We start from the raw sequence: 20,778 nt of genomic DNA on the forward strand, positions 1-20,778 counted from the left end.
CGGTTAGAATTTGTCTTCTAAGCGCATTTCAACAAAGGCTTTGTCACGCAGCTCGTGGATCCAGTCGTTATAAGATTCTTCCGCTTTGCGGGCGCGGATTTCCTGGCGTGCTTTTAAACGTTTGGATTCTTTAGACATATCCTGTTTGCGGCGTTCCAGGACCTGGATAATATGCCAGCCAAACTGGCTGCGGATAGGCGCACTGACCTCGTTGACAGCCAGTTCGGCCATAGTTTTTTCAAACACCGGTACGGTGTCGCCGGGGCTGATCCAGCCCAGGTCGCCGCCGCTGGAGGCGCTGCCATCGTCTGAGTATTGACGTGCCATGTCCTGAAATGGCGTGCCGTGGTCTATGCGCTCCTTGATGCCATCAATTTTTTGCTTGGCTTCTTTGTCTGACAGTACTTCATTCGGTTTTAACAGGATATGGCGCACATGCGTTTGATCCACAATCAAGGTGCTGGCGCCTGCGCGTCTGTCGTTCAGTTTGAGAATATGCACCCCGGTGCCACTGCGGATAGGACGTGACACGCCGCCTGCTTGTAGGGGTTTAACCAGTTCCAGAAACTGCGCGGGCATTTGCTGGCCACTGCGCCAGCCCAAGCCGCCACCGTCCAGCGCATTCGGCGCGTCAGAAAAGTTGGCAGAGGCTTTTTCAAAGCTCATGCCTTCAGCCAGCGCTTTGGTCACTTGTTCAGTACGGGCTCTGGCCTTTTGAATATCTTCGGGTGAACTGTCTTCTGGCAAGCGAATCAGAATTTGCGAGATATTAAACTCATCCAGGTCGCCTTCTTTTTCTTGCGTCGCTAAATAGTTGTCAATTTCGGCTTCGGAAATATTCACCTTGTTGTCGACATCGCGTTCGCGCAAGCGGGCAATAATAATGTCATTGCGGATATCTTCACGAAATTTATAAAACTGAGTACCGTCTTCTTCGAGGGCTTTTTTGAAGGCAGGTAAAGTCAGGTTATTTTGTTCGGCAATCCGTTCTATGGTTTTATCCAGTTGCGCATCTTCTACCTTGATGCCGGTTTGAGCGGCCAGTTGCAGTTGCAGGCTATCGACAATCAAGCGTTCCAAAATCTGCTTTTGCAGGACCTCGTCAGGTGGGACTTCGACGCCTTTTTTAATCATTTGCGCCTTGACCGACTCCATGCGGTTAAGCATTTCCCGTTCTGTAATCACGGATTGGTCGACCACGGCGATGATACGGTCCATTTTTTCGATGGGGCGTTTGTCTGCGGCGAATAATACGGTGGAAGGTGATGCGCAAAACGCAAACACCATCGTGGATAACAACAGGTTGGATAAACGGTTCATCATTGCGAGTTCTGGTCTCTGTAAATTGCCGGGATGTCGTAGGTGCGCATATAGCTTGGAATATTACGCTTGATCACATTTAACGGGTTGGCACCAATGGAGGTCAACCCACCGAGTTCGAGTTGGAAAAACATGGCATAGTTCGCGTCCGCAGTCGCTGTTTGCACGCGTTGCATGACTGCGCGCGCCTGCCAGCATCCGGCATCGTATTCCAGCCCGCCCAAAAACTGCACAGCGTTGCCATCGCGGATGGAGTAGTTGAGGCGGCTGATACCATACCAGCCAGCGCCCAGTGGCCATTGGGCAGAAGTGTCGAATTGCTCAAGCGTGTTGGCGGTGTAACGGTAGCCAAAGCTGAACGACTTGCCTGGTTCCGGGTTGTAACGCAGCAAATAGTTGTTGCGTTCCATATTGCCGCGGTCTGGGTCATATTGCCAGAATGTGTCTAGGTTCAAGCGGCTGGAAAGACGGGCGGTAAACCCGGCCAAAATGTCAGAGGATTTGCGCGTGCTGGCTGACGTGTTTGGCAAAGATACTTTTTGGTCTTCGAAATAAAAACGTTGTCCTAATGTGGCACTTAAACGTTCAATGCCTGTTTCAGCGTCAATCAGGCGACTGGTAATTGCTACTGTGGTCTGATTGGCATTGTTGATGCGGTCGCCGCCAATAAATTGGTTCTCGGTAAAAATAGAGTCCTGGTTTAAGGTTGCCAGTGCAGTGTCAAAAATCGGTATTTTGCTTTGATCCCGGTAAGGGATGTAAACGTAATAAGCTCTGGGTTCCAAGGTATGGGTGTAGTTTGTCCCGAAAAAGTTAGATTCGCGATCAAAATACAGGCCTGAGTCCAGACTGAAAATGGGTAGCGTCCGGCTCAACTGGTTGTACTCCTCAGAATAGCCAGAGGGCACATTGTTACTCAGACTGTATTGGGTAGTATTGACGCCGAACTTGGGCGTGACAAAGCCGTAAGAGCTTTTCATCGGGTAAGACAAGGATGGATAAAAGTTTAGCCTGGAGCCCGTTGCGACCTTGCCCATCTCCTGCATGCTGTCAAAAAATACATATTGCGCCGCCGTTTGCGTTGTAAAGCCGTTCCAGCTGTTGTCATAATTAACGGTCAGTTGGGGCAGCCGCTGGTACACATAAGACTTGTTGTCCAAGTTTTGGTAGCGTTGCACTGAGCCATTGAACGTCCAATTGTCATCCTGGTAGTCGACAAAAGCAGTCTGTTGCAAGTTAACGCGGGAGGTGACCTGAATCCTGGTAGCCATTTCCGAGAAATACTTGTCATCAGATACTTTTTCGAGATTGTATCCGCCAGACCAGTGCTCACTAAACCGTTGAGCGTGCGACAGCTTTGCATAAAACCGTGTTTCACCGGTCAGGCTGTCTTTATCCAGATATTCAAAGTTGTTAATCCCTGAATAGTCTTCGCCCAGGTAGCGGAATTCACCTTGCAGTTGCGTACCGCGTTTACTCAGGAAGCGGGTGGCAATGGTAGCGTCCATATCCGGGCGGATATTAATGTAGTATGGCGTGAGTAACTCAAAGCCGCTTCTGGAGGTAGTTCCCCACAACGGTGCCAGCAAGCCACTTTTGCGCTGGTTGTTATAAGAAAAACTCATCCACGGCGTGTAAAGAATAGGCACGCCTTTAAACTCAACAAAGGCATTGGTTGCTTCACCCGTGCGCGTGTAATCATTGAGCTCAAGGTTGTTAGTTTTGATATACCAGTCGTCCACATCGGCAGCACAGGAGGTGTAACTGGCCTTTTTCAAACGCTTGATATTTTGGCCTTCAAACAGCACTTGCTTGGCCGTGGCGCGGATATTTTCAAACGAAGTATTGTTGCTTTGAGCGCTGTATGACTGGTCATCTTCCAGATAGCGTTTAGGGTCGCTGAGCAAAATCGCCTGGTCGCTTAATAGCGGGCTGCTGTCCTGGTTGCTGGGCGGCGGCGGGCTGCTTTTAAACTCAATGGTGACATCACGCATTTCACCAATATTTTCGCTCATGCGCATACGCAGCATGGGGCCGGTGATTTTGGTTTGTCCGGCGGTGATGACGGCATTGCCGTCTACTTGCAATTCGTCATTCTGGATGTCATAGCGGATATCATCGCCTGTGACCTGTTGGCCTTCTTTGCGAATGACTGCGTTGCCTATGGCGCGCATTTGTCTATCCATGCGCAGTTGCAGGGTATCCCCCTCGATTTCAATGGCGCCTGGCAAGGCGGCGTTTTCTGCGACGATCACCGCGGCCTCAGCTTGATCATCCGCGCGTGCATGCACAGGCGATAGCGTGCTGATGGCTATGATTGCCAGAATCAGACGGATGCCGCGGTCCTGAAAGGTGGATGAGTGAGCTTGCAAATTATTCAAAGAGTGATCGTTTCGGTAAGGCCTGCGAATGGCCGGCAGTTGTATGCACGCATCCTGAACCCTGCGGCCAGATGTCCCATTTCAATTGGGCTATATTATTCATGAAAATGCTTAAAAAGTCATTTTTCACTTAAAATGACAGCCGCATTTTAACAGTAATGCCCGTTAGTATGGGCTGATTCATTATTTGGGAACATTTGTGGATAGAACACAGCAACTAGACCTTTGGCTGCAGCAGGTGCTTGATCAGCCTTTCACACTCACGACGGCTTCGGCAGATGCTAGTTTCAGGCGTTATTTTCGCGTGCATTTGCCAACACACACCTTGATTGCCATGGATGCGCCGCCGCCACAGGAAGATTGTCGCCCGTTTGTGCGCGTGGCTGAGCAATTGCTGGCGGCCGGGCTGAATGTGCCAAAAATTATGGCGCAGGACATAGAACAAGGCTTTTTGCTGCTGAGTGACCTGGGCAATGATACCTATTTGTCACAGTTAAACCGCGATAATGCCAAAGCGTTGTATGGCGATGCTTGCCAGGCGCTGATCAACATGCAACTAGCCACGCAGCCAGATGCTTTGCCGCCTTATGATGCAGCGCTGCTGATGCGCGAGCTGCAACTGTTCCCTGAGTGGTATGTGGGCAAGCATCTGGGTAAAACATTGTCAGCCGAGCAGCAGGCTGTGGTGGATAAAACCTTTGCCTTGTTGATCAACAATATTTTACAGCAGCCACAAGTGTCGGTGCACAGAGATTATCACTCACGCAATTTGATGGTCACGCCTGACAATAATCCCGGCGTGCTGGATTTTCAGGATGCCGTGATTGGGGCGATTACTTACGACCTGGTGTCCTTATTCAAAGATGCTTACATCCGTTGGGATGAAGAGGATTTAATGGACTGGGTGGTCCGCTACTGGCAAGCGGCAAAAAAAGCCGGTTTGCCTGTCACGGCCGATTTTGGCGAGTTTTATAAAGACTTTGAATGGATGGGCGTACAGCGCCACATTAAAGTATTGGGTATTTTTGCCCGCTTGTATCACCGTGATGGCAAAGATGGCTACCTCAAGGATATGCCTTTGGTGATGCAATATTTGCAGGCGGCGTGTGAACGTTATGTCGAGTTACGCCCGTTTCTTAAATTGCTGTTGACGCTGGAAAAGGCAGATTAAGCCATGCGTGCGATGATTCTGGCCGCAGGCCGAGGTGAGCGCATGCGGCCGCTGACTGACTATACTCCCAAGCCATTATTAATGGCAGGCGGCAAACCTTTGATTGTGTGGCATATCGAGCGCCTGGCAGCGGCAGGCATCACCGAACTGGTCATTAATCATGCGCATCTGGGGCAGCAGATTGAGGATGCGCTGGGCGACGGTCAGCAATGGCAGGTGACGATTCGTTACAGTGCTGAAGGCACTGCGCTGGAAACGGCGGGCGGTATTGCCTATGCCTTGCCGTTATTGGGTGATGCGCCATTTTTGGTGGTGAATGGCGATGTATTTACCGATATTGATTATGCCAGCCTGGCATTGCCAACCGGCAAACTGGCGCATTTGGTCATGGTCGATAATCCGCCGCAGCATGCCGCCGGTGACTTTGCCCTGCAACATGGGCTGGTGCTTGAGTCTGCTGCGGACCGGTTGACGTTTTCGGGCGTGGGTGTTTATCATCCATCGCTATTCGACAGTGTACAGCACGGGCAGTCGGCCAAATTAGCGCCATTGTTAAAAGCTGCAATGCAACAGCAGCGTGTGACTGGACAACATCACCATGGATTGTGGCATGATATCGGCACGCCAGAACGTTTAGAACAGCTGGATCATTGGCTGAGTAAAAAGAACTAAAAGCTAAAAGAGTTAAAAGCAAAAAAGAATGAATCAGGGGGAAACATGAAGCCACCATATGAGCATCGCACCGATAAAATAGCGCACCAGGCATTGATGTGGATAGAGCGGTTGGGCTTGGGGCTGGTCACCATTGCGACCTTCTTTTCGCTAGCGCACGAGCTGGCACGCATGTGGGATGCCGGCATGGTCGGGCTGGGTGATTTATTGCAGCTGTTTTTATACCTGGAAGTGTTTTCCATGATTAACAGCTACTTCGGCACCGGTAAACTGCCTATGCGTTATCCGATTTATATCGCGATGGTGGCGTTAGCGCGTTATTTATTGCTGGACATGAAGGAAATGACCGAGACACATATGTTGGCAGTGTCTGCGGCAATCCTGATTTTAGCGATTTCAGTCCTGGTCATGCGTTTTGGTCATTCGCGTTATCCTTACGAGGATATCCCCGAGCAAAAACGCGATTTGCTATAGCACGTTGACAGGCCATCAGGCGGCGGCCAGTTCCCCGCTGAGCATGGTGACCTGGTTACGTCCTTGTGCTTTTGAGGTATACAACGCCTGGTCAGCCCGTGTGATAAAGCTGTCAGCAGATTCGCCTGGATGGTAAGCCGTCACCCCCATGGAAATGGTGATGTTGGAAATTAGCCGCTGGGTGACATTGTTTTTAATAGTGATGGCTGCCACCTGGCGACGAATGTTTTCCGCAATTTCGTGCGCAATATCCATGCTGGTGTGTGGCAGCAACAGTACAAACTCTTCACCGCCATAGCGCGCTGCGGTATATAAGTTGCCAGACACGGTTTTTAAGATTCTGGCCACGGCCTGAATCACTTTGTCACCAAACAAATGCCCGTAGCTGTCGTTCACTTTCTTAAAGAAATCAATATCGGCAATCATCAGGCAGGTTTCTTCTGCAGGCCCGGTGTCCAGGCATTGATGCAGGGCGCTATCAAATCCCTTGCGGTTCATCAGTCCGGTCAGGCCATCAGAGATCGCCTCCTGCTTGGCCTTCATAATCTCGTTTTTCAGCTCGGCAATTTCTTCCAGGCTGGATGAGAGCTGATGCTGCAAACCATGCATGGACGCTTGCATTTGCGCTGTATCCGAGAGTAAAGATCCCAGTTGAGCGCCTAGTTGTGGATACAGCTGTTGAATTTCATCGGACCAGGCGTCCAGTGACTTCCTGAACTGGGAGGTTTCATGCCCGGCCTTTTCGGTGGAGGAGGTGATACTGGTCACCACTTGGTTAAAACGTTCAACCAGTACCTTGGCGCTATCGACATCTGCGCCAGCGATGTGTTTGTTAAACAGGTGGGTCGTACTCTTCTCGTTGAGTCTTTTTTCTTTCTCAATCAAGTCATTGACTTCTTCAATCAGGCGCGCATGTTCGCCCGATGAGTATTCATACCAGACAGCGTAGCTGACAGGATGAAAAGCCGCATCCTGCATCGACATGTGATGGATGGCTTGTCGAAGGTATTCTGCACTTTTTTCTTTAGTGATTTCGTATTGCATCATGGCCTCTCGCGATGTTAAATTCAACGCAAAGAATCTTCTTATTGTTTAGTATTTGTACATACTCAAGGGGAATAACGGCAAGCCGGGGATTTTTTTAAGGGTAGACGCGAAAGAAAGTTAATAACCCATTATTTATATTGATATTTTTAATTAAATTGAATCCCATGGCTTATGAAAAGTGAAGATTTAATGCAACTGGTGACCCTGAAAATGCCTTATGGCAAATATCAGGGCAGGCTGATTGCTGACTTGCCCGGCCATTATCTGCACTGGTTTGCGCGTGAAGGCTTTCCACCGGGCGAGCTTGGCCGCTTGCTGCACCTGATGCGTGAAATTGACCATAACGGACTGTCTTCGTTACTGACGCCCTTGCGCACCGAGGCAAGCAAATATCATGATTAAGCTGATGCTGTTTTCCTGCTTGCTGGCCACGCAGGCTGTGCATGCTGATGAGGCATGGCAATCGCCTGACTACTTGCAGCAGGCATTTAATGAGGTGGCGCTACATAGTGAATATGTGGCGGGCGAGCAGGTCGTACGCAAATGGCAGCAGCCGGTCAAAGTGTGGTTGGTGCATCATGCCGATCGGGCAGATCAGCATATCTCGCTGACGACGGCGCATTTAAGACACCTGGCCCAGATCACTGGCCACCCGATCGGTTTGGCCGTCAGTGCGGCTGAAGCCAATATGACCGTGGTATTTAGCCAGTCTGCGCAATGGCGACAAGAAGTTGCACGCATCAGTGACAATAAAAGTCTGCCGCCACCTGCCGATGCCATATGCATGTTCGGCGTGACCCTGGATACCCAAAAAGCCATCAAGCGTGCCTGGGTGGTGATTCCTGTCGATCATGCACAAGAACATGGTGCACTGGTGTCTTGCATCGTCGAAGAAATCACCCAAGCCATGGGCTTGCCGAATGATTCAGAAAAAGTCTATCCCTCGGTGTTTAACGATAAAACGCCAGAGTCATTATTAACCGGCCTCGATGCCTTATTGCTGAAAATGCTGTATCTACCGGCGATTAAGCCTGGCATGCGCGCCGGGCAAGTGCAGCCTATCCTGGCGCGTCAATTGCAACAATGGCAAAGCGACGGCACCATACAATCTGCCGAAAAAAATGTCAGGCAATCCGAGTTATATGACATGATGGGCTTCTAACCAGCCTTCTGGCTGGAACCATTCCTGCAATTGCCAACCAAATACGCTACAATTCCCACCTATTCAGAATGTGCCTTGAGTGTTCCCATGCAAGAATTTTCCCGTCGTCGCCAGCAACTGATCAGCAGCATGCAAGCCGGTATCGCGGTGATTCCGACCGCGCCAGAAGTGACACGCAATCGTGATAGTCATTATCCTTACCGCTTTGACAGTTATTTTTATTACCTGACCGGGTTTAAAGAACCTGAGGCTGTACTGGTGTTGATTGCCGGACCAGCGCCGAAAAGTATTCTGTTTTGCCGTGACAAAGATGTGGACCGCGAAATCTGGGATGGTTTCCGCTATGGGCCGGAGGCGGCTAAAACAGAATTCGGTTTTGATGACGCTTACTCCATCACGCAGTTGGATGAACAGTTGCCCAAGCTGATGGCGAATCAGCCGGAATTGTTTTTTAGCCTGGGCAGTGATGCGGGCTGGGATGCCAAAGTCAGCCACTGGCTGAATGCCGTCAAGGCACAAGCCCGCACTGGCGTGCAGGCGCCTGCCAAGCTGGTTGATGTGCGTCAAACGCTGGATGCGATGCGTCTGCTTAAATCCCTCTACGAAATTGAAGTGATGCGCCGCTCAGCCAGTATTGCGGCCAGCGCGCATAACCGTGCCATGCAGGCGGTGATGCCGGGCAAGTGGGAATATGAAATCGAGGCCGAGTTCTTACATGCATTTTATAGCCAGGGCGCGCAGGCACCCGCTTATACCAGCATTGTGGCTGGCGGCGCGAATGCCTGCACCTTGCACTACAACGCGAATAATGCCCAGTTGCAAGTGGGCGATTTGTTGTTGATTGATGCCGGTTGCGAGCTGGATGGTTATGCCTCTGATATTACGCGTACTTTTCCGGTGAGCGGCCGTTTCAGCGGCCCGCAAAAAGATTTGTATGAATTGGTGCTGGCGTCACAGGCGGCAGCCATTGCCAGCGTGAGCCCGCAGCACCACTGGAATGCGCCGCATGAGGCTGCTTTAGACGTGCTGGTAGATGGCTTTATCCACTATGGTTTGTGCCAGGGTAGTCGTGAGGCCGTGCTGGAAACAGGCAGTTACCGCCAGTTTTACATGCACCGCACAGGTCACTGGCTGGGGCTGGATGTGCATGATGCAGGCGAATATAAAACCGCTGGTGGTGACTGGGTCATGCTGCAGCCAGGCAATGTGCTGACGGTAGAGCCAGGTTGCTATGTGCGCCCGGCAGGCAATGTGCCGGAACATTTCTGGAATATTGGCATTCGTATTGAAGATGATGTGCTGGTGACCGCCAATGGACATGAGGTGATCACCTCGGCAGCGGTGAAGACCGTGGATGATATTGAAGCGCTGATGCGTCAGCGTGCGTAAGCGATTTGAGTATAGATTGAGATGGAATCAAAGGCAGTCAGTGTGATGCAAACCATAAACCATCCGGTAGTGATAGGCGGCGGCCCGGTCGGGCTGGTGCTGGCGCTATCGTTGCAACAATCCGGTGTGCCGGTGACGGTGCTGGAGGCGCAATCGCCCGGTGCCATGTATGGCGATGGCCGCGCGTTGGCCTTGTCTTATGGCACCCGCCAGGTATTAGAGCAATTGGGCGTGTGGGCGCAGTTAGAAGCGGCCGTGACGGCGATTGAAACCATTCATGTCTCACAGCAAAAAGGCTTTGGCCGCACGCTGCTAAAAGCGCAGGAACATGATTTGCCTGCCTTGGGTTATGTGGTGTCTTATGGCGCCTTGATGCAGGCACTGGATGCGCGGCTTGAACAATCGCCAGCGGGCATCACCATGCAATACCAGGTGCCGGTGACGGGGTTGAATGTACATGCCAGCGCCACTGAGGTGGAATATCAGCCAGTTGATGGCGTCGTACAAAAGTTATCGACGCCTTTGGCCGTGATTGCCGATGGCGGCCGCAGCCTGGAGGCGATTCCTGGCCTGGTGCGTGAAACCAAGCATTATGGGCATGATGCGCTAGTCGGCCTGGTGCAGACCGAGCAGCCCCACCACAATATTGCCTATGAGCGTTTTACGCCGCGTGGGCCGATGGCATTGCTACCCAACGGGCCGCAGTTTTCACTGGTATGGACGGGTGAGCAGGCGTATCTGGATGAGATCGCCGCGCTGGATGATGACGCTTTCCTGCAAGCCTTGCATGAGGCTTTTGGTGACCGCGTGGGCAAATTTTTGCATGCAGGCAAACGATTCAGGTTTCCGCTCAAACTCAGTAAATTGGGCCAGACCTTTGCCACGCATTGCGTGGTCATCGGCAATGCCGCACAAACCATGCACCCGGTGGCCGGGCAAGGGTTTAATGTCGGCATCCGCGATGCTGTGGCCTTAGCCAAAAACGTGGCTGCGACACAAGCCAGCGAATGGGGCGCAGCATACCGCCTGGCGGAGTATCACCAGTCACGGCAGCGCGATACTGGCCGTGGCCTGCAATTTACCGACTTTTTGGTGAATGTGTTTTCTAATGACCTGGTCGGCGTCGGCCTGTTGCGTGGCGCGGGACTGGGTGCGTTGAGCCTGTTGCCGATGGCGCGCCGTTTCCTGGTGAACAAGATGAGTTATGGCAGTTGAGCATTCTTTGATTAAAACCGATGTCGCGATTGTGGGCGCTGGCCTGGTGGGTCTGACGGCGGCCATTGCCTTGTCTCGCCTGGGCAAAAAGGTGGTGTTGAGCGATGCCAAGCCTGCACAGTCATTGCCAGCAGACTGGGTAAGTGACGTGGCGCATTGGGATGCCCGTATTTATGCCTTGACCAATCAAACTGTCAATTGGCTGCGCGCGCTGGGCGTGTGGTCACGCCTGCCTGCCAGTCGTCTCAACCCGATTGCGGCCATGCATTTGTGGTCGCCCACACATCACCATGCCACGCCTAGCTTGAGCCTGAGTGCGGATGAGGCGCATCTGCCGGAAATGGGCTATATCGTTGAAAGCCAGGCATTGATAGATGCCTGCTGGCAGGTGTTGGCTGAATCTGAGGTGACTGTAATCACCGACGCTCCGGCACAGTCGTTGCAACATTGCGCTCATATGGTGCGGTTATCCTTGCCGCAGCATGAAATTGAAGCCTCCTTATTGTTAGGCGCGGATGGTGCGCGATCATGGGTGCGGGCGCAATGCGCAGTGGGTGTGCAGCAAGTGGATTTTGCCCAAACGGCGCTGGTGACGAATTTTAAAGCTGAACGTCCGCATGGCAATATTGCCAGGCAGTGGTTTGGCGAACATGAAACCCTGGCGTTGCTGCCCATGCCGCAACAACAGGTGTCACTGGTATGGGCATTGCCGCATGCGGTTGTCACGCAAAAACAGGCCTTGTCCGCCGAGGCTTTGGCTGTAGAGGTGGCTGAGCGTAGTGGTCAGCTACTTGGGCAGTTAACGCCGAGTGGCCCTGTGCTGGCTTTCCCGCTGATGCAGAACACAGCCGATACCATGGCGTTGCCGCAAGTGATGCTATTAGGTGACGCCGCGCATCAGGTGCATCCGATGGCCGGGCAGGGCGTTAACCTGGGCTTTCAGGATGTACAGGCGCTATGCGCGCAGATTGCCGAATTGCCTGCTGTCCGGCCGTTAGGCGATGCACGTTTTTTACGGCATGTGATGCGTACGCGGCAGCCGGATATTTTAAAGATGCATGCGCTGACACGCGGTCTGGATACCTTGTTTGCGCGTCCACAAGCCGTGTGGACACATGCTGCCCTGCTAGGCTTACGTGGGGTGGAAAACAGTGCTATGCTTAAACGTTTTTTAATTCGCGCAGCGACTCAAGGCTGATGTGGCAGAGAGCGATGGCGCATGTTTGAGAAAGAGTATGTCATGAAAAAATCTATCGGCCAGTGTGTGATGGGCAGCTTGATGGCCTTGGCCGCGCTATGGTCTTTTAGCAGTATTGCCGACGAAGCCACTCTGAAAAAACTGGTGGAAAGCGCTTATCCAAAATTCAAGGTCGACAGCGTGACCAAAACACCATACCCAGGCTTGTATGAAGTGTATATGGGCGGGCAAATTATTTACACCGACGACAAGTTCAGCTTCCTGATTGCCGAAGGCCGCCTGGTGGATCCCAAAAGCAAAAAAGATATTACCGGCGAACGCATGGATGAGTTGACCAAGATCGACTTTAATACCTTACCCCTGGATCAGGCGATTAAAGTGGTCAAAGGCAATGGCAGCCGTAAACTGGTGGTATTTTCTGATGTCGATTGCCCATTCTGCAAACGCCTGGAGCAGAAAGAGCTCAGCAATATCAATGATGTGACGATTTATACCTTCTTGTATCCGATTGAGCAATTGCACCCGGATGCGGCTAATAAATCACGCAGCATCTGGTGTGCGACCAACCGTGTTAAAGCCTGGCAGGACTGGATTTTGAATAACAAATTGCCGACGACAACAGCCAAGTGTGAAGTGCCGCTGGAAAAAGTCGGTGAGTTGGCACATAAAGTCGGTGTGAACAGCACACCAACGCTGTTTTTTGAAAACGGCAAGCGCATGTTAGGTGCCCAGCCATACGACGAAATTGAAAAGTCGTTACAGGCAGCTAAAAAGTAATTCCGATACCGAAATAAAAAAGGGGTTATGAATAGCCCCTTTTTTATTGTGCGCGCTGGATTAACCGCCGCCACTGACCACCTTGCCCATTTTGAAGATAGGCATATACATGGCGACGACCAAGCCGCCGATGAGCACGCCTAGCACCACCATAATCACGGGCTCCATCAGGCTGGAAATCGCGGCCACGGCGTCATCTACCTCGCCTTCGTAGAAGTCAGCCACCTTGGTCAGCATGCCGTCTAATGAGCCGGATTCTTCACCAATGGCAGTCATCTGGATCACCATGCTAGGAAATACATTGGCATTTTGCATGGCGACGGTGAGGCTGGTACCCGTACTGACTTCGCTTTGAATCTTTTTGGTCGCATCAAAATAAACCTTGTTGCCAGATGCTCCTGCGACAGAGTCCAAGGCTTCCACCAGCGGTACCCCGGCTGCAAACATAGTCGACAGTGTACGGGCAAAGCGGGCAATGGTCGCCTTGCGGATCAGCTCACCAAAAATAGGCAGGCGCAGCATTAAACGATCCATGGTCGCCTGCATTTTTTCTGAGCGTTTCCAGGTGTAGAAAAAGAACCAGAAACCAAAACCAATGGTGCCAAAAATAGCCCACCACCAGGCGACAAAGAAATTGGACAGGTTAATGACGATGACTGTAGGTGCAGGCAGATCGGCCCCAAAACTGCTAAACAAATCTTTAAAGGCGGGCACCACAAAAATCATAATCACTGCGGTAATAATAAAAGCGACGACAATGATGGAAACGGGATAGACCAGCGCAGACTTGATCTTGCTTTTAATGGCAAGAATCTTTTCCTTATACGTGGCCAGACGCTCTAGCAAGCTATCCAGAATACCGGCCTGCTCGCCAGCACCGACCAGGTTGCAGAACAGTTGGTCAAAATATAAAGGATATTTGCGGAATGCCGCACTTAGACTGCTACCGGTTTCCACGTCGGCTTTGATATCGCCCAGTAACTTGGATACCGCAGGGTTGTGATGGCCCTTGCCGACAATATCAAACGCCTGTAACAACGGCACGCCAGCTTTCATCATGGTGGCGAGTTGGCGTGTAAATAAGGTGATGTCTTTTTCAGTGACTTTGCCTTTGGCAGCCAGCGCGCTTTGTTTTTTGACCTTGAGTATCGTAATGCCCTGGCGGCGTAAGGTGGCATTCACCACGGCCTCGCCATTGGCGCGCATTTCGCCTTTGACCAGCTTGCCTTTGCGGTCTTTGCCTTCCCACTGATACACCGATTGTTTGATATTGCCAGTCGCCATAGTGTTTTCTTAAAAATGAGGTTGATTGAGTCACCAAGACTATTCGTTGGTGACGGCTTCGACTTCTTCAATCGAGGTTAAGCCCTGTTTCACCTTGAGCAAGCCGGATTCCCGCAGGTCTTTCACGCCTTCTTTTTTTGCTTGTGCCGCAATATCCAGCGCGTTGCCGTTAGACATAATAATCTGCGCCATGGCTTCACTGATAGGCATGACCTGGTAAATGCCGACGCGGCCTTTATATCCATTATTGCAGTGCTCACAGCCGCCTTCTTTCGCCCCATAGAGTTGCCAGTCGCCGTGCAGCATGGCTTCTGTGAAGCCCACTTTGAGCAGCGCTTCCTGCGGGACATCTAGCGGCACTTTGCAGTGCTTGCACAAGCGTCTGGCCAGACGTTGTGCAGTAATTAACGTCACGGCTGAGGCAATATTAAAGGGGGCGACGCCCATATTCAATAGCCGCGACAAGGTGGTTGGTGCATCATTAGTGTGCAGTGTGGACAACACCATGTGGCCGGTAGAGGCGGCTTTAATGGCCATGTCCGCGGTTTCCAGGTCACGAATCTCACCAATCATGATAATGTCTGGATCCTGGCGTAAAAAGGATTTTAGCGCGGCGGCAAAAGTCAGGCCTTGCTTGTCATTCACGTTGACCTGGTTAATGCCAGGCAACGGAATTTCTGCCGGGTCTTCAGCGGTGGAGATATTCACGCCTGGGTCGTTGAGCAGGTTCAGGCAAGTATACAGCGATACTGTTTTACCCGAGCCAGTTGGCCCGGTGACCAATACCAGACCATACGGACGGTGAATTGCCTTAAGTAAAGCCTCTTGTTGCTCAGACTCATAGCCCAGGGCTTCAATGCCTAGTGTGGCGCTGGTTGGGTCAAGAATCCGCATCACAATTTTTTCGCCGTGAATCAGCGGCAAGGTACTGACGCGGAAATCAATGGCACGCGTTTTACTCAGAATCAGCTTCATACGGCCATCTTGTGGAATTCTTTTTTTCAGCAATATCCAGGTTGGAAATCACTTTAATCCGCGAGGCCAGTTTTTCTTTAATGGCCAAGGGCGGTTGTGACATATCCCTCAACACGCCATCTATCCTGAAGCGGATACGATAAAACTTTTCATAGGGCTCAAAGTGTAGGTCAGAAGCGCCCATATTGATGGCATCCATCAGCACTTTTTGCAGGAACTTGACGACTGGCGCGTCATCTACCTCCTGCATCACTTCGACTTCCTGCGCTTCGCTGGTTTCCTCCAGCCCCAGGTCAAAGTCATCGCTGCCTGTATTCAGGCTAGACATGCTGGTGTCTTTGGATTCGACGACTCTATCTATCCATTTGCCCAGCTTGTCATCTTCCACCACCACCGGGAACAGGGTGGCGCCCATCTGGAACTGTATGGTGTCGAGTGAGTGCAGGTTGGTGGGGTCGGAAATCGCAATGTAAGCCACATTGCTTTTTTGTTGCAGCAGCAATACGCGGTGCGACTGCATGAGTTTGAGATCTATGGTTTTGTCAGGCAGGGAGTCCTGATCCAGCGCGTCCAGGTCTAGAAACGGAAAGCCGAAGGCATCTGAAGCGGTTTGTGCGATATCTTTAGCGGAAATCCTTTTTTGTGCCAGCGTCGCGGATAGAAAGCTGACCTTTTGTGCCAGGGATTTTTCCTGTAAAGCGGCGGCATCCTCTTCGCTCATGAGCGAAGATTGCACCAGCATGCGCGCCATGCCTCCCAGTTTCCGTGAACTTTCCAGTGTTGCCATAGATGTCTTTATGCGTGTCTTCTAAACAGTGAAATAGGTCAGTTAATGTACTGATACAACTATACTTTTTACTTCAGTATACGTGGACAATTCCTGATTCAAATCGTTGAAAAGACGGGCTCTCATGCAGCATTTATACAAATTTTAACTGGATTTTTTAGCTTTCATTGAAAGATACAAAAATACGCTTGACATTTAAATAATGCTAACTTATAAATCCTTAAGGCGTTTGGGTTCAGGTTTTTTGTAGCCGTCTTTAAGTAAAGCAAAGCTTGTTAATTGCGACTGGAGTACTTGAGACAAACTTTTGGGGCGCCTCCCTGTTAAGTAAAAAAGTAAGGAAGTAAAATGGCAACAGGTACCGTAAAGTGGTTTAACGACTCTAAGGGCTTTGGATTCATTACTCCCGATGACGGTGGTGACGATTTGTTCGCACACTTCTCCGCAATCGTTGAATCTGGTTATAAAAGCTTGAAAGAAGGTCAACGTGTATCCTTTGATGTGACTGAAGGTCCAAAAGGGAAACAGGCCTCCAACATACAAAAAGCATAATTTTTGTTTTAGGGGTAAAAAATACAAAACGGCTCGCAATTGCGAGCCGTTTTTTTTATGCCTGATGCTGGTGAGCCGGCAATCTATTAAGACATTTGCTTGATGATCTCGTCACCAAATTCAGCCGTACCAACTTGGGTAGCGCCTTCCATCTGGCTGCTAAAGTCACCGGTCACGCGTTTGCTCGCAATGGCTTTGGCTACGCCGTTGATGACCAGGTCTGCCGCTTCTACCCAGCCCATATGGCGCAGCATCATTTCCGCTGACAGAATCAGTGAGCTTGGGTTGGCCAGGTTTTTACCCGCAATTTTAGGTGCCGTGCCGTGCGTGGCTTCAAACATGGCCACGGTGTCGCTTAAGTTGGCACCAGGGGCAATGCCGATACCGCCAACTTGTGCCGCCAGCGCGTCACTCATGTAATCGCCATTGAGGTTCAAGGCAGCCACGACATCGTAATCTTCCGGATGCAACAGGATTTCTTGCAGGAAGGCATCGGCGATACAGTCTTTGATCACAATGCCATTTGGCAGTTTGCACCATGGGCCGCCATCAATCAGCTCGGCACCAAACTCCTCTTTGGCCAGTTGATAGCCCCAGTCACGGAAGCCCCCCTCGGTGAATTTCATGATGTTGCCTTTGTGGGTGATGGTCACCGATTTGCGGTTGTTATCAATCGCGTATTGAATCGCTTTACGGATCAGACGCTTGCTGCCGTCAATCGACACAGGTTTGATGCCAATCGCTGAGGCTTCCGGGAAGCGGATTTTCTTGCGGACGCCCATGTCGCTCAAGAAGTTAATCACTTTCTTCACTTCTTCAGTCCCGGCCGCCCATTCAATACCGGCGTAAATGTCTTCGGTGTTTTCCCTGAAAATCACCATGTCGGTTTTTTCTGGGTGTTTGACCGGGCTAGGCACGCCAGTGAAGTACTGGATAGGGCGCAGGCAAACGTATAAATCCAGTTCCTGGCGCAAGGTCACGTTCAATGAACGGATGCCGCCGCCCACAGGCGTGGTTAATGGGCCTTTGATCGAAATGACATAGTCTTTCAGCACCGCCATGGTTTCATCAGATAACCAGGTGTCTTTGTCATAGACCGTTGTAGATTTTTCACCGGCGTAGACTTCCATCCAGGAGATTTTGCGTTTGCCGCCATAGGCTTTTTCAACCGCAGTATCCACCACTTTGATCATGGGTGGCGTAATGTCGATACCAATGCCATCGCCCTCGATAAACGGGATAATAGGTTGGTCGGGAACATTTAGGGTATTATCAGCATTGACGGTGATTTTGCTGCCGGTCGCAGGCACCTTGATTTTAGACATAGCACTTTCCATGTTATTACTGTTTAACAAACCCTTTAACGTCGTTTGCCAGTTTACTGCTCATGAGAAGCACGCGACGCTCAAGGACTATATTCCGATTCCCAACGTATATGCCGCCGGGCGGTTAGATACCGATTCTGAGGGATTGCTTATTCTAACCGATGACGGCGGATTGCAACATCGTTTAAGTCATCCCAAGCATAAACAGGTCAAAACCTATTGGGCACAAGTCGAAGGTGCTCCTACACAAGCAGATTTGATGCCATTGCAACAGGGCGTAGACCTGGGTGACTTTGTAACGCAGCCTGCACAGGTCAAAATCATCGCTGAACCTGACCAATTGTGGCAACGGGAACCGCCGATTCGCGAGCGTAAGCATATTCCCACTACCTGGCTGGAGATTAAGATCAGTGAAGGCAAGAACCGCCAGGTGCGGCGAATGACCGCCCACGTGGGGTTTCCAACCTTGCGTTTGATCCGTTATGCGATTGGCCCGTACACGTTGGACGGAATCTTGCTTGGGCAATATGAGAAAGTCAGTTTAGTAAGGTAAATCATGAAACAAGTGGTGGTATTCAGACACGCTTGCTGCGAGGGTGCTGGTTATTTGGGCACTTTTTTAGCGCGGCATGCTATTCCGTGGTGCGAAGTGCGCATTGATAAAGGCGAAGCGGTACCGACTTCGGTCGACGATTACAGCGGAATCGTGCTCATGGGCGGCCCCATGAGTGTGAACGATGACTTGCCGTGGATTCCGCCGTTGCTGCAATTAATCCGGCAGGCGGTAGACAAAGATGTGCCCTTGCTTGGGCATTGCCTGGGTGGGCAGTTGATCAGTAAAGCACTGGGCGGTGTCGTCAGCAAGAATCCGGTCAAGGAGATCGGCTGGGGCCAAGTGCAGGTGGCTGATCATGCTGCCGCGCGCGACTGGTTTGGCGATCTGCAAGGGTTTAACAGCTTTCACTGGCACGGCGAGACATTTACGGTGCCAGCAGGGGCGACGCACGTGTTATCCAGCCCCTATTGCGCTAATCAGGCTTATGTCATGGGCAAGCATATAGGCTTGCAGTGCCATATTGAAATGACACCCGAGATGGTCAAAGTGTGGACCGAACAATGGAAGAATGACATCGCCAGTGCGGCGGCCAGCCCGGCGGTACAATCGGCGGATACCATGCTGGCAGAGGTGGCAGAAGATTGTGACGTGCTGCACCAGGTGGCGGATAAAGTGTACAGCCGCTGGATTCAGGGCCTGGCTTAATTTTTTACGTTCGGTCTACTCGCGCTCAGCCAGGTCTGGCTGGGCTTTTTCCAACTTGTGCATAGCATAGCGTCGTTGCTTGTGACGGTTATATTGCCATAAGTATTGCGCCGGACATTGTGCCACCTGACGTTCAATCGCCTGATTGAGCAGGGTGGGCGTGCTGATATCATCAACCCGTGTCAGATGGATATTGAATCCTTTGCCTGCGGGTAGCCGTTCACCAAAGGCCATGATCACCACCGCATCGGCCTTGCTGGCCAGCTTGCTGGCCAGCCCCATGGTGTAGGCAGGCTTGCCAAAAAAATCCGCCCATTCGCCTTCACCCTGTCTGGGGATCTGGTCTGGCAAGATGCCGATAGCCAGGCCAGACTTCAACGACTGCAGTAGCTTTTTCACACCGCTGGCATTGGCTGGCGCCATCTCTACCTTGCCTTTTTCCCTGCCTTTGACCACCAGTTCGCTCAACCACTCTAGTTTTGGCGGCCGGTACAAGACCGTAATCGGTGCGCGTTCGCCATAGTAAATTGAGGTGATTTCAAAGCAGCCCAGGTGCGGCGTGAGGAATATCAGTCCTCTCTTTTGTGCTTGCGCTGCGGTCACATGTTCCCAGCCATGCACTTGCTGTATCAGCGGCAGCAGCTTGGCAGCAGGGCTTCCCCAAATGAAAAATGTTTCCATCAGGGCCTTGCCCGCCTCGATGCGGCTGGTTTTGACCAGTTGCCGGGCTTGGGCATCATCAGCCGCCAGGCCACTTTGTTGGATATTGGCCAGGGCGATGCCATTGCTTTTTTTGTCCGTCAGGTAAGATAGCCAGCCGAAAAAAGCGCCCAGTTGATGTACCCAGGAGAGTGGCAGGCAGGCCACGGTTTTACAGAAAAACAGCAACATGAGACTAATTTATAAACGCATTCTGTTAAAATTCGGGATTAGCCCGTATGTTAACAAAATGTGGTTTAAAAACCCGCATCTGCACAATTTATTTCAACACTGCTTATTTTGAAACTCGTCCAGCCACATTACCAAGAGCCCACCTGCCAGGCGGCATTGCAACAGCATGGGCTGGATGCGTTTGATGACTGGTGGGTACGCGAGATTGACTGGTTTGAAGCGCCTAACCAACGCCGTGGTGGCTGGAGTGGTGTTGGTAAACTGGTATTGCCGTTGGCAGGACAGTCTGCACTCACCGTGTTTGTTAAAAAGCAGCAGAATCATGGTCGCCGTACCTGGCAGCATCCATTGACGGGTGAGCCTACTTTCAGGCGTGAGTTCCATCGTTTGCAGGCCTTGGCTGCCGCGGGTATCCCGTCGCCTAAGGTGCTGATGTATGCCGAGTCGCTACAGCCAGGCAACCAGCGCGCCATTTTAGTCACGGAAAATCTGCATGGATTTGTTGACCTGGAGCAGTGGCTACCAACGCTGCTGAAGCAATCCCAGGCCGTGCGCAGGCAATACTTGCGTGCGATTGCAAGGCAGATCCGCCGCTTTCATGATTTGGGCTGGGTGCACCGCGCTTTGTATCCCAAACATATTTTTGTACAAGCGGATGACATCACTGCGCAAGTGGCGTTGATTGACCTGGAAAAAGCCAGGAAAAGCCTGGGTGCCTGGCGTCGCGCACGATTCGATTTGGCCGCGCTGCACCGTCATACCGAGGGCTTGGCAGACCGCGATCGCCTGTATTTTTTTAAACAGTATTTGCACGGTGAGGCATTTGCGCGCCCTTTAAGCTGGTGCGATAAGCAGTTACTCAAACGCATTACCCAGCGTAGCAAGCGTTAATACACA

At 51.4% G+C, this 20,778-nt stretch carries 19 protein-coding genes and 1 pseudogene; 13 read left to right on the forward strand and 7 right to left on the reverse strand.

Going from position 1 to position 20,778, the window contains the following annotated elements; genetic code table 11:
* Positions 1-3: 3 nt before the first annotated feature.
* Positions 4-1,287, reverse strand: a complete 1,284-nt coding sequence (locus tag INP78_RS13650; RefSeq protein WP_194742812.1) for a peptidylprolyl isomerase — start codon at positions 1,285-1,287, stop codon at positions 4-6.
* A 32-nt stretch (positions 1,288-1,319) separates the two neighbouring features.
* A complete protein-coding gene (locus INP78_RS13655; RefSeq protein WP_194742754.1) occupies positions 1,320-3,701 on the reverse strand; it encodes an LPS-assembly protein LptD in 2,382 nt (793 codons plus the stop codon).
* 199 nt (positions 3,702-3,900) lie between these two features.
* Between INP78_RS13655 and INP78_RS13660 the strand changes: the two genes are divergently transcribed.
* The 3 genes from INP78_RS13660 to INP78_RS13670 are packed head-to-tail and all read left to right on the forward strand — an operon-like array spanning position 3,901 to position 6,018.
* Positions 3,901-4,872, forward strand: a complete 972-nt coding sequence (locus INP78_RS13660; RefSeq protein WP_194742755.1) for a phosphotransferase — start codon at positions 3,901-3,903, stop codon at positions 4,870-4,872.
* Between the two features lie 3 nt (positions 4,873-4,875).
* Positions 4,876-5,544: an N-acetylmuramate alpha-1-phosphate uridylyltransferase MurU gene (gene murU / locus INP78_RS13665; protein WP_194742756.1), complete on the forward strand. Its 669-nt coding sequence runs from the start codon at positions 4,876-4,878 to the stop codon at positions 5,542-5,544.
* A 45-nt stretch (positions 5,545-5,589) separates the two neighbouring features.
* Positions 5,590-6,018 carry a phosphate-starvation-inducible protein PsiE gene (locus tag INP78_RS13670; RefSeq protein ID WP_019882820.1) on the forward strand — a complete coding sequence of 143 codons (429 nt, stop codon included), beginning with the start codon at positions 5,590-5,592 and terminating at the stop codon, positions 6,016-6,018.
* 15 nt (positions 6,019-6,033) lie between these two features.
* On the opposite strand, the gene INP78_RS13675 is transcribed toward INP78_RS13670, so the two are convergent.
* Positions 6,034-7,065: a GGDEF domain-containing protein gene (locus INP78_RS13675; RefSeq protein WP_194742757.1), complete on the reverse strand. Its 1,032-nt coding sequence runs from the start codon at positions 7,063-7,065 to the stop codon at positions 6,034-6,036.
* A 171-nt stretch (positions 7,066-7,236) separates the two neighbouring features.
* Between INP78_RS13675 and INP78_RS13680 the strand changes: the two genes are divergently transcribed.
* The 6 genes from INP78_RS13680 to INP78_RS13705 all read left to right on the forward strand — a co-directional run bounded on the left by INP78_RS13680 (position 7,237) and on the right by INP78_RS13705 (position 12,806).
* On the forward strand, positions 7,237-7,467 hold the full coding sequence (locus INP78_RS13680; protein ID WP_194742758.1) for a DUF3820 family protein: 231 nt from the start codon (positions 7,237-7,239) through the stop codon (positions 7,465-7,467).
* Positions 7,460-8,227 carry a DUF2927 domain-containing protein gene (locus INP78_RS13685; protein WP_194742759.1) on the forward strand — a complete coding sequence of 256 codons (768 nt, stop codon included), beginning with the start codon at positions 7,460-7,462 and terminating at the stop codon, positions 8,225-8,227. The genes INP78_RS13680 and INP78_RS13685 overlap by 8 nt, the downstream gene beginning before the upstream one ends.
* 87 nt (positions 8,228-8,314) lie before the next feature.
* A complete protein-coding gene (locus tag INP78_RS13690) occupies positions 8,315-9,616 on the forward strand; it encodes an aminopeptidase P N-terminal domain-containing protein (protein WP_194742760.1) in 1,302 nt (433 codons plus the stop codon).
* Positions 9,617-9,661: 45 nt separating this feature from the next.
* A complete protein-coding gene (locus tag INP78_RS13695; RefSeq protein ID WP_194742761.1) occupies positions 9,662-10,831 on the forward strand; it encodes an FAD-dependent monooxygenase in 1,170 nt (389 codons plus the stop codon).
* Positions 10,821-12,029, forward strand: a complete 1,209-nt coding sequence (locus tag INP78_RS13700; protein WP_194742762.1) for an FAD-dependent monooxygenase — start codon at positions 10,821-10,823, stop codon at positions 12,027-12,029. Before INP78_RS13695 ends, INP78_RS13700 begins: the two co-directional genes overlap by 11 nt.
* A gap of 42 nt (positions 12,030-12,071) precedes the next feature.
* Entirely contained in the window at positions 12,072-12,806 is a 735-nt protein-coding gene (locus tag INP78_RS13705) for a DsbC family protein (RefSeq protein WP_228522909.1), read from the forward strand.
* Positions 12,807-12,866: 60 nt separating this feature from the next.
* Here the strand turns inward: INP78_RS13705 and INP78_RS13710 are convergent, their stop codons facing one another.
* Together INP78_RS13710 and pilB are read right to left on the reverse strand one after the other, a co-directional pair.
* Positions 12,867-14,090 carry a type II secretion system F family protein gene (locus INP78_RS13710; protein WP_194742764.1) on the reverse strand — a complete coding sequence of 408 codons (1,224 nt, stop codon included), beginning with the start codon at positions 14,088-14,090 and terminating at the stop codon, positions 12,867-12,869.
* A 39-nt stretch (positions 14,091-14,129) separates the two neighbouring features.
* A pseudogene (gene pilB / locus INP78_RS13715) lies at positions 14,130-15,852 on the reverse strand (type IV-A pilus assembly ATPase PilB).
* A gap of 348 nt (positions 15,853-16,200) precedes the next feature.
* Here pilB and INP78_RS13720 point away from each other — a divergent pair.
* The gene (locus tag INP78_RS13720; RefSeq protein ID WP_013441419.1) at positions 16,201-16,404 is read left to right on the forward strand and encodes a cold-shock protein; all 204 of its coding nucleotides are present in this window, start codon (positions 16,201-16,203) and stop codon (positions 16,402-16,404) included.
* Positions 16,405-16,490: 86 nt separating this feature from the next.
* On the opposite strand, the gene icd is transcribed toward INP78_RS13720, so the two are convergent.
* The gene (gene icd / locus INP78_RS13725; RefSeq protein ID WP_194742765.1) at positions 16,491-17,741 is read right to left on the reverse strand and encodes an NADP-dependent isocitrate dehydrogenase; all 1,251 of its coding nucleotides are present in this window, start codon (positions 17,739-17,741) and stop codon (positions 16,491-16,493) included.
* On the opposite strand from icd, the gene INP78_RS13730 reads away from it, so the two are divergent.
* Entirely contained in the window at positions 17,740-18,282 is a 543-nt protein-coding gene (locus INP78_RS13730) for an rRNA large subunit pseudouridine synthase E (protein WP_194742766.1), read from the forward strand. The genes icd and INP78_RS13730 overlap by 2 nt on opposite strands.
* A gap of 3 nt (positions 18,283-18,285) precedes the next feature.
* Positions 18,286-18,990: a type 1 glutamine amidotransferase gene (locus tag INP78_RS13735; RefSeq protein WP_194742767.1), complete on the forward strand. Its 705-nt coding sequence runs from the start codon at positions 18,286-18,288 to the stop codon at positions 18,988-18,990.
* Between the two features lie 15 nt (positions 18,991-19,005).
* Here INP78_RS13735 and INP78_RS13740 read toward each other — a convergent pair whose 3' ends face one another.
* Complete coding sequence (locus INP78_RS13740; RefSeq protein ID WP_194742768.1) at positions 19,006-19,881, reverse strand: lysophospholipid acyltransferase family protein; 876 nt, start codon at positions 19,879-19,881, stop codon at positions 19,006-19,008.
* 108 nt (positions 19,882-19,989) lie between these two features.
* Here INP78_RS13740 and INP78_RS13745 point away from each other — a divergent pair, with 108 nt between their 5' ends.
* Complete coding sequence (locus INP78_RS13745; protein WP_194742769.1) at positions 19,990-20,772, forward strand: lipopolysaccharide kinase InaA family protein; 783 nt, start codon at positions 19,990-19,992, stop codon at positions 20,770-20,772.
* Positions 20,773-20,778: the final 6 nt, after the last annotated feature.

Origin of the sequence: Methylophilus sp. 14 (genome assembly GCF_015354345.1) — a bacterium.
In the GTDB taxonomy this organism is placed as follows: Bacteria; Pseudomonadota; Gammaproteobacteria; order Burkholderiales; family Methylophilaceae; genus Methylophilus.

Excerpts from the sequence above, each read along its gene's own strand:
- INP78_RS13730 (WP_194742766.1), top strand. The coding sequence starts at position 17,740 with ATGTTATTACTGTTTAACAAACCCTTTAACGTCGTTTGCCAGTTTACT.
- INP78_RS13680 (WP_194742758.1), top strand. The coding sequence starts at position 7,237 with ATGAAAAGTGAAGATTTAATGCAACTGGTGACCCTGAAAATGCCTTAT.
- INP78_RS13690 (WP_194742760.1), top strand. The coding sequence starts at position 8,315 with ATGCAAGAATTTTCCCGTCGTCGCCAGCAACTGATCAGCAGCATGCAA.
- INP78_RS13735 (WP_194742767.1), top strand. The coding sequence starts at position 18,286 with ATGAAACAAGTGGTGGTATTCAGACACGCTTGCTGCGAGGGTGCTGGT.
- INP78_RS13675 (WP_194742757.1), bottom strand. The coding sequence starts at position 7,065 with ATGATGCAATACGAAATCACTAAAGAAAAAAGTGCAGAATACCTTCGA.
- INP78_RS13705 (WP_228522909.1), top strand. The coding sequence starts at position 12,072 with ATGAAAAAATCTATCGGCCAGTGTGTGATGGGCAGCTTGATGGCCTTG.
- INP78_RS13740 (WP_194742768.1), bottom strand. The coding sequence starts at position 19,881 with ATGTTGCTGTTTTTCTGTAAAACCGTGGCCTGCCTGCCACTCTCCTGG.
- INP78_RS13710 (WP_194742764.1), bottom strand. The coding sequence starts at position 14,090 with ATGGCGACTGGCAATATCAAACAATCGGTGTATCAGTGGGAAGGCAAA.
- INP78_RS13650 (WP_194742812.1), bottom strand. The coding sequence starts at position 1,287 with ATGGTGTTTGCGTTTTGCGCATCACCTTCCACCGTATTATTCGCCGCA.
- INP78_RS13670 (WP_019882820.1), top strand. The coding sequence starts at position 5,590 with ATGAAGCCACCATATGAGCATCGCACCGATAAAATAGCGCACCAGGCA.
- INP78_RS13720 (WP_013441419.1), top strand. The coding sequence starts at position 16,201 with ATGGCAACAGGTACCGTAAAGTGGTTTAACGACTCTAAGGGCTTTGGA.
- icd (WP_194742765.1), bottom strand. The coding sequence starts at position 17,741 with ATGGAAAGTGCTATGTCTAAAATCAAGGTGCCTGCGACCGGCAGCAAA.
- INP78_RS13700 (WP_194742762.1), top strand. The coding sequence starts at position 10,821 with ATGGCAGTTGAGCATTCTTTGATTAAAACCGATGTCGCGATTGTGGGC.
- INP78_RS13695 (WP_194742761.1), top strand. The coding sequence starts at position 9,662 with ATGCAAACCATAAACCATCCGGTAGTGATAGGCGGCGGCCCGGTCGGG.
- INP78_RS13685 (WP_194742759.1), top strand. The coding sequence starts at position 7,460 with ATGATTAAGCTGATGCTGTTTTCCTGCTTGCTGGCCACGCAGGCTGTG.
- murU (WP_194742756.1), top strand. The coding sequence starts at position 4,876 with ATGCGTGCGATGATTCTGGCCGCAGGCCGAGGTGAGCGCATGCGGCCG.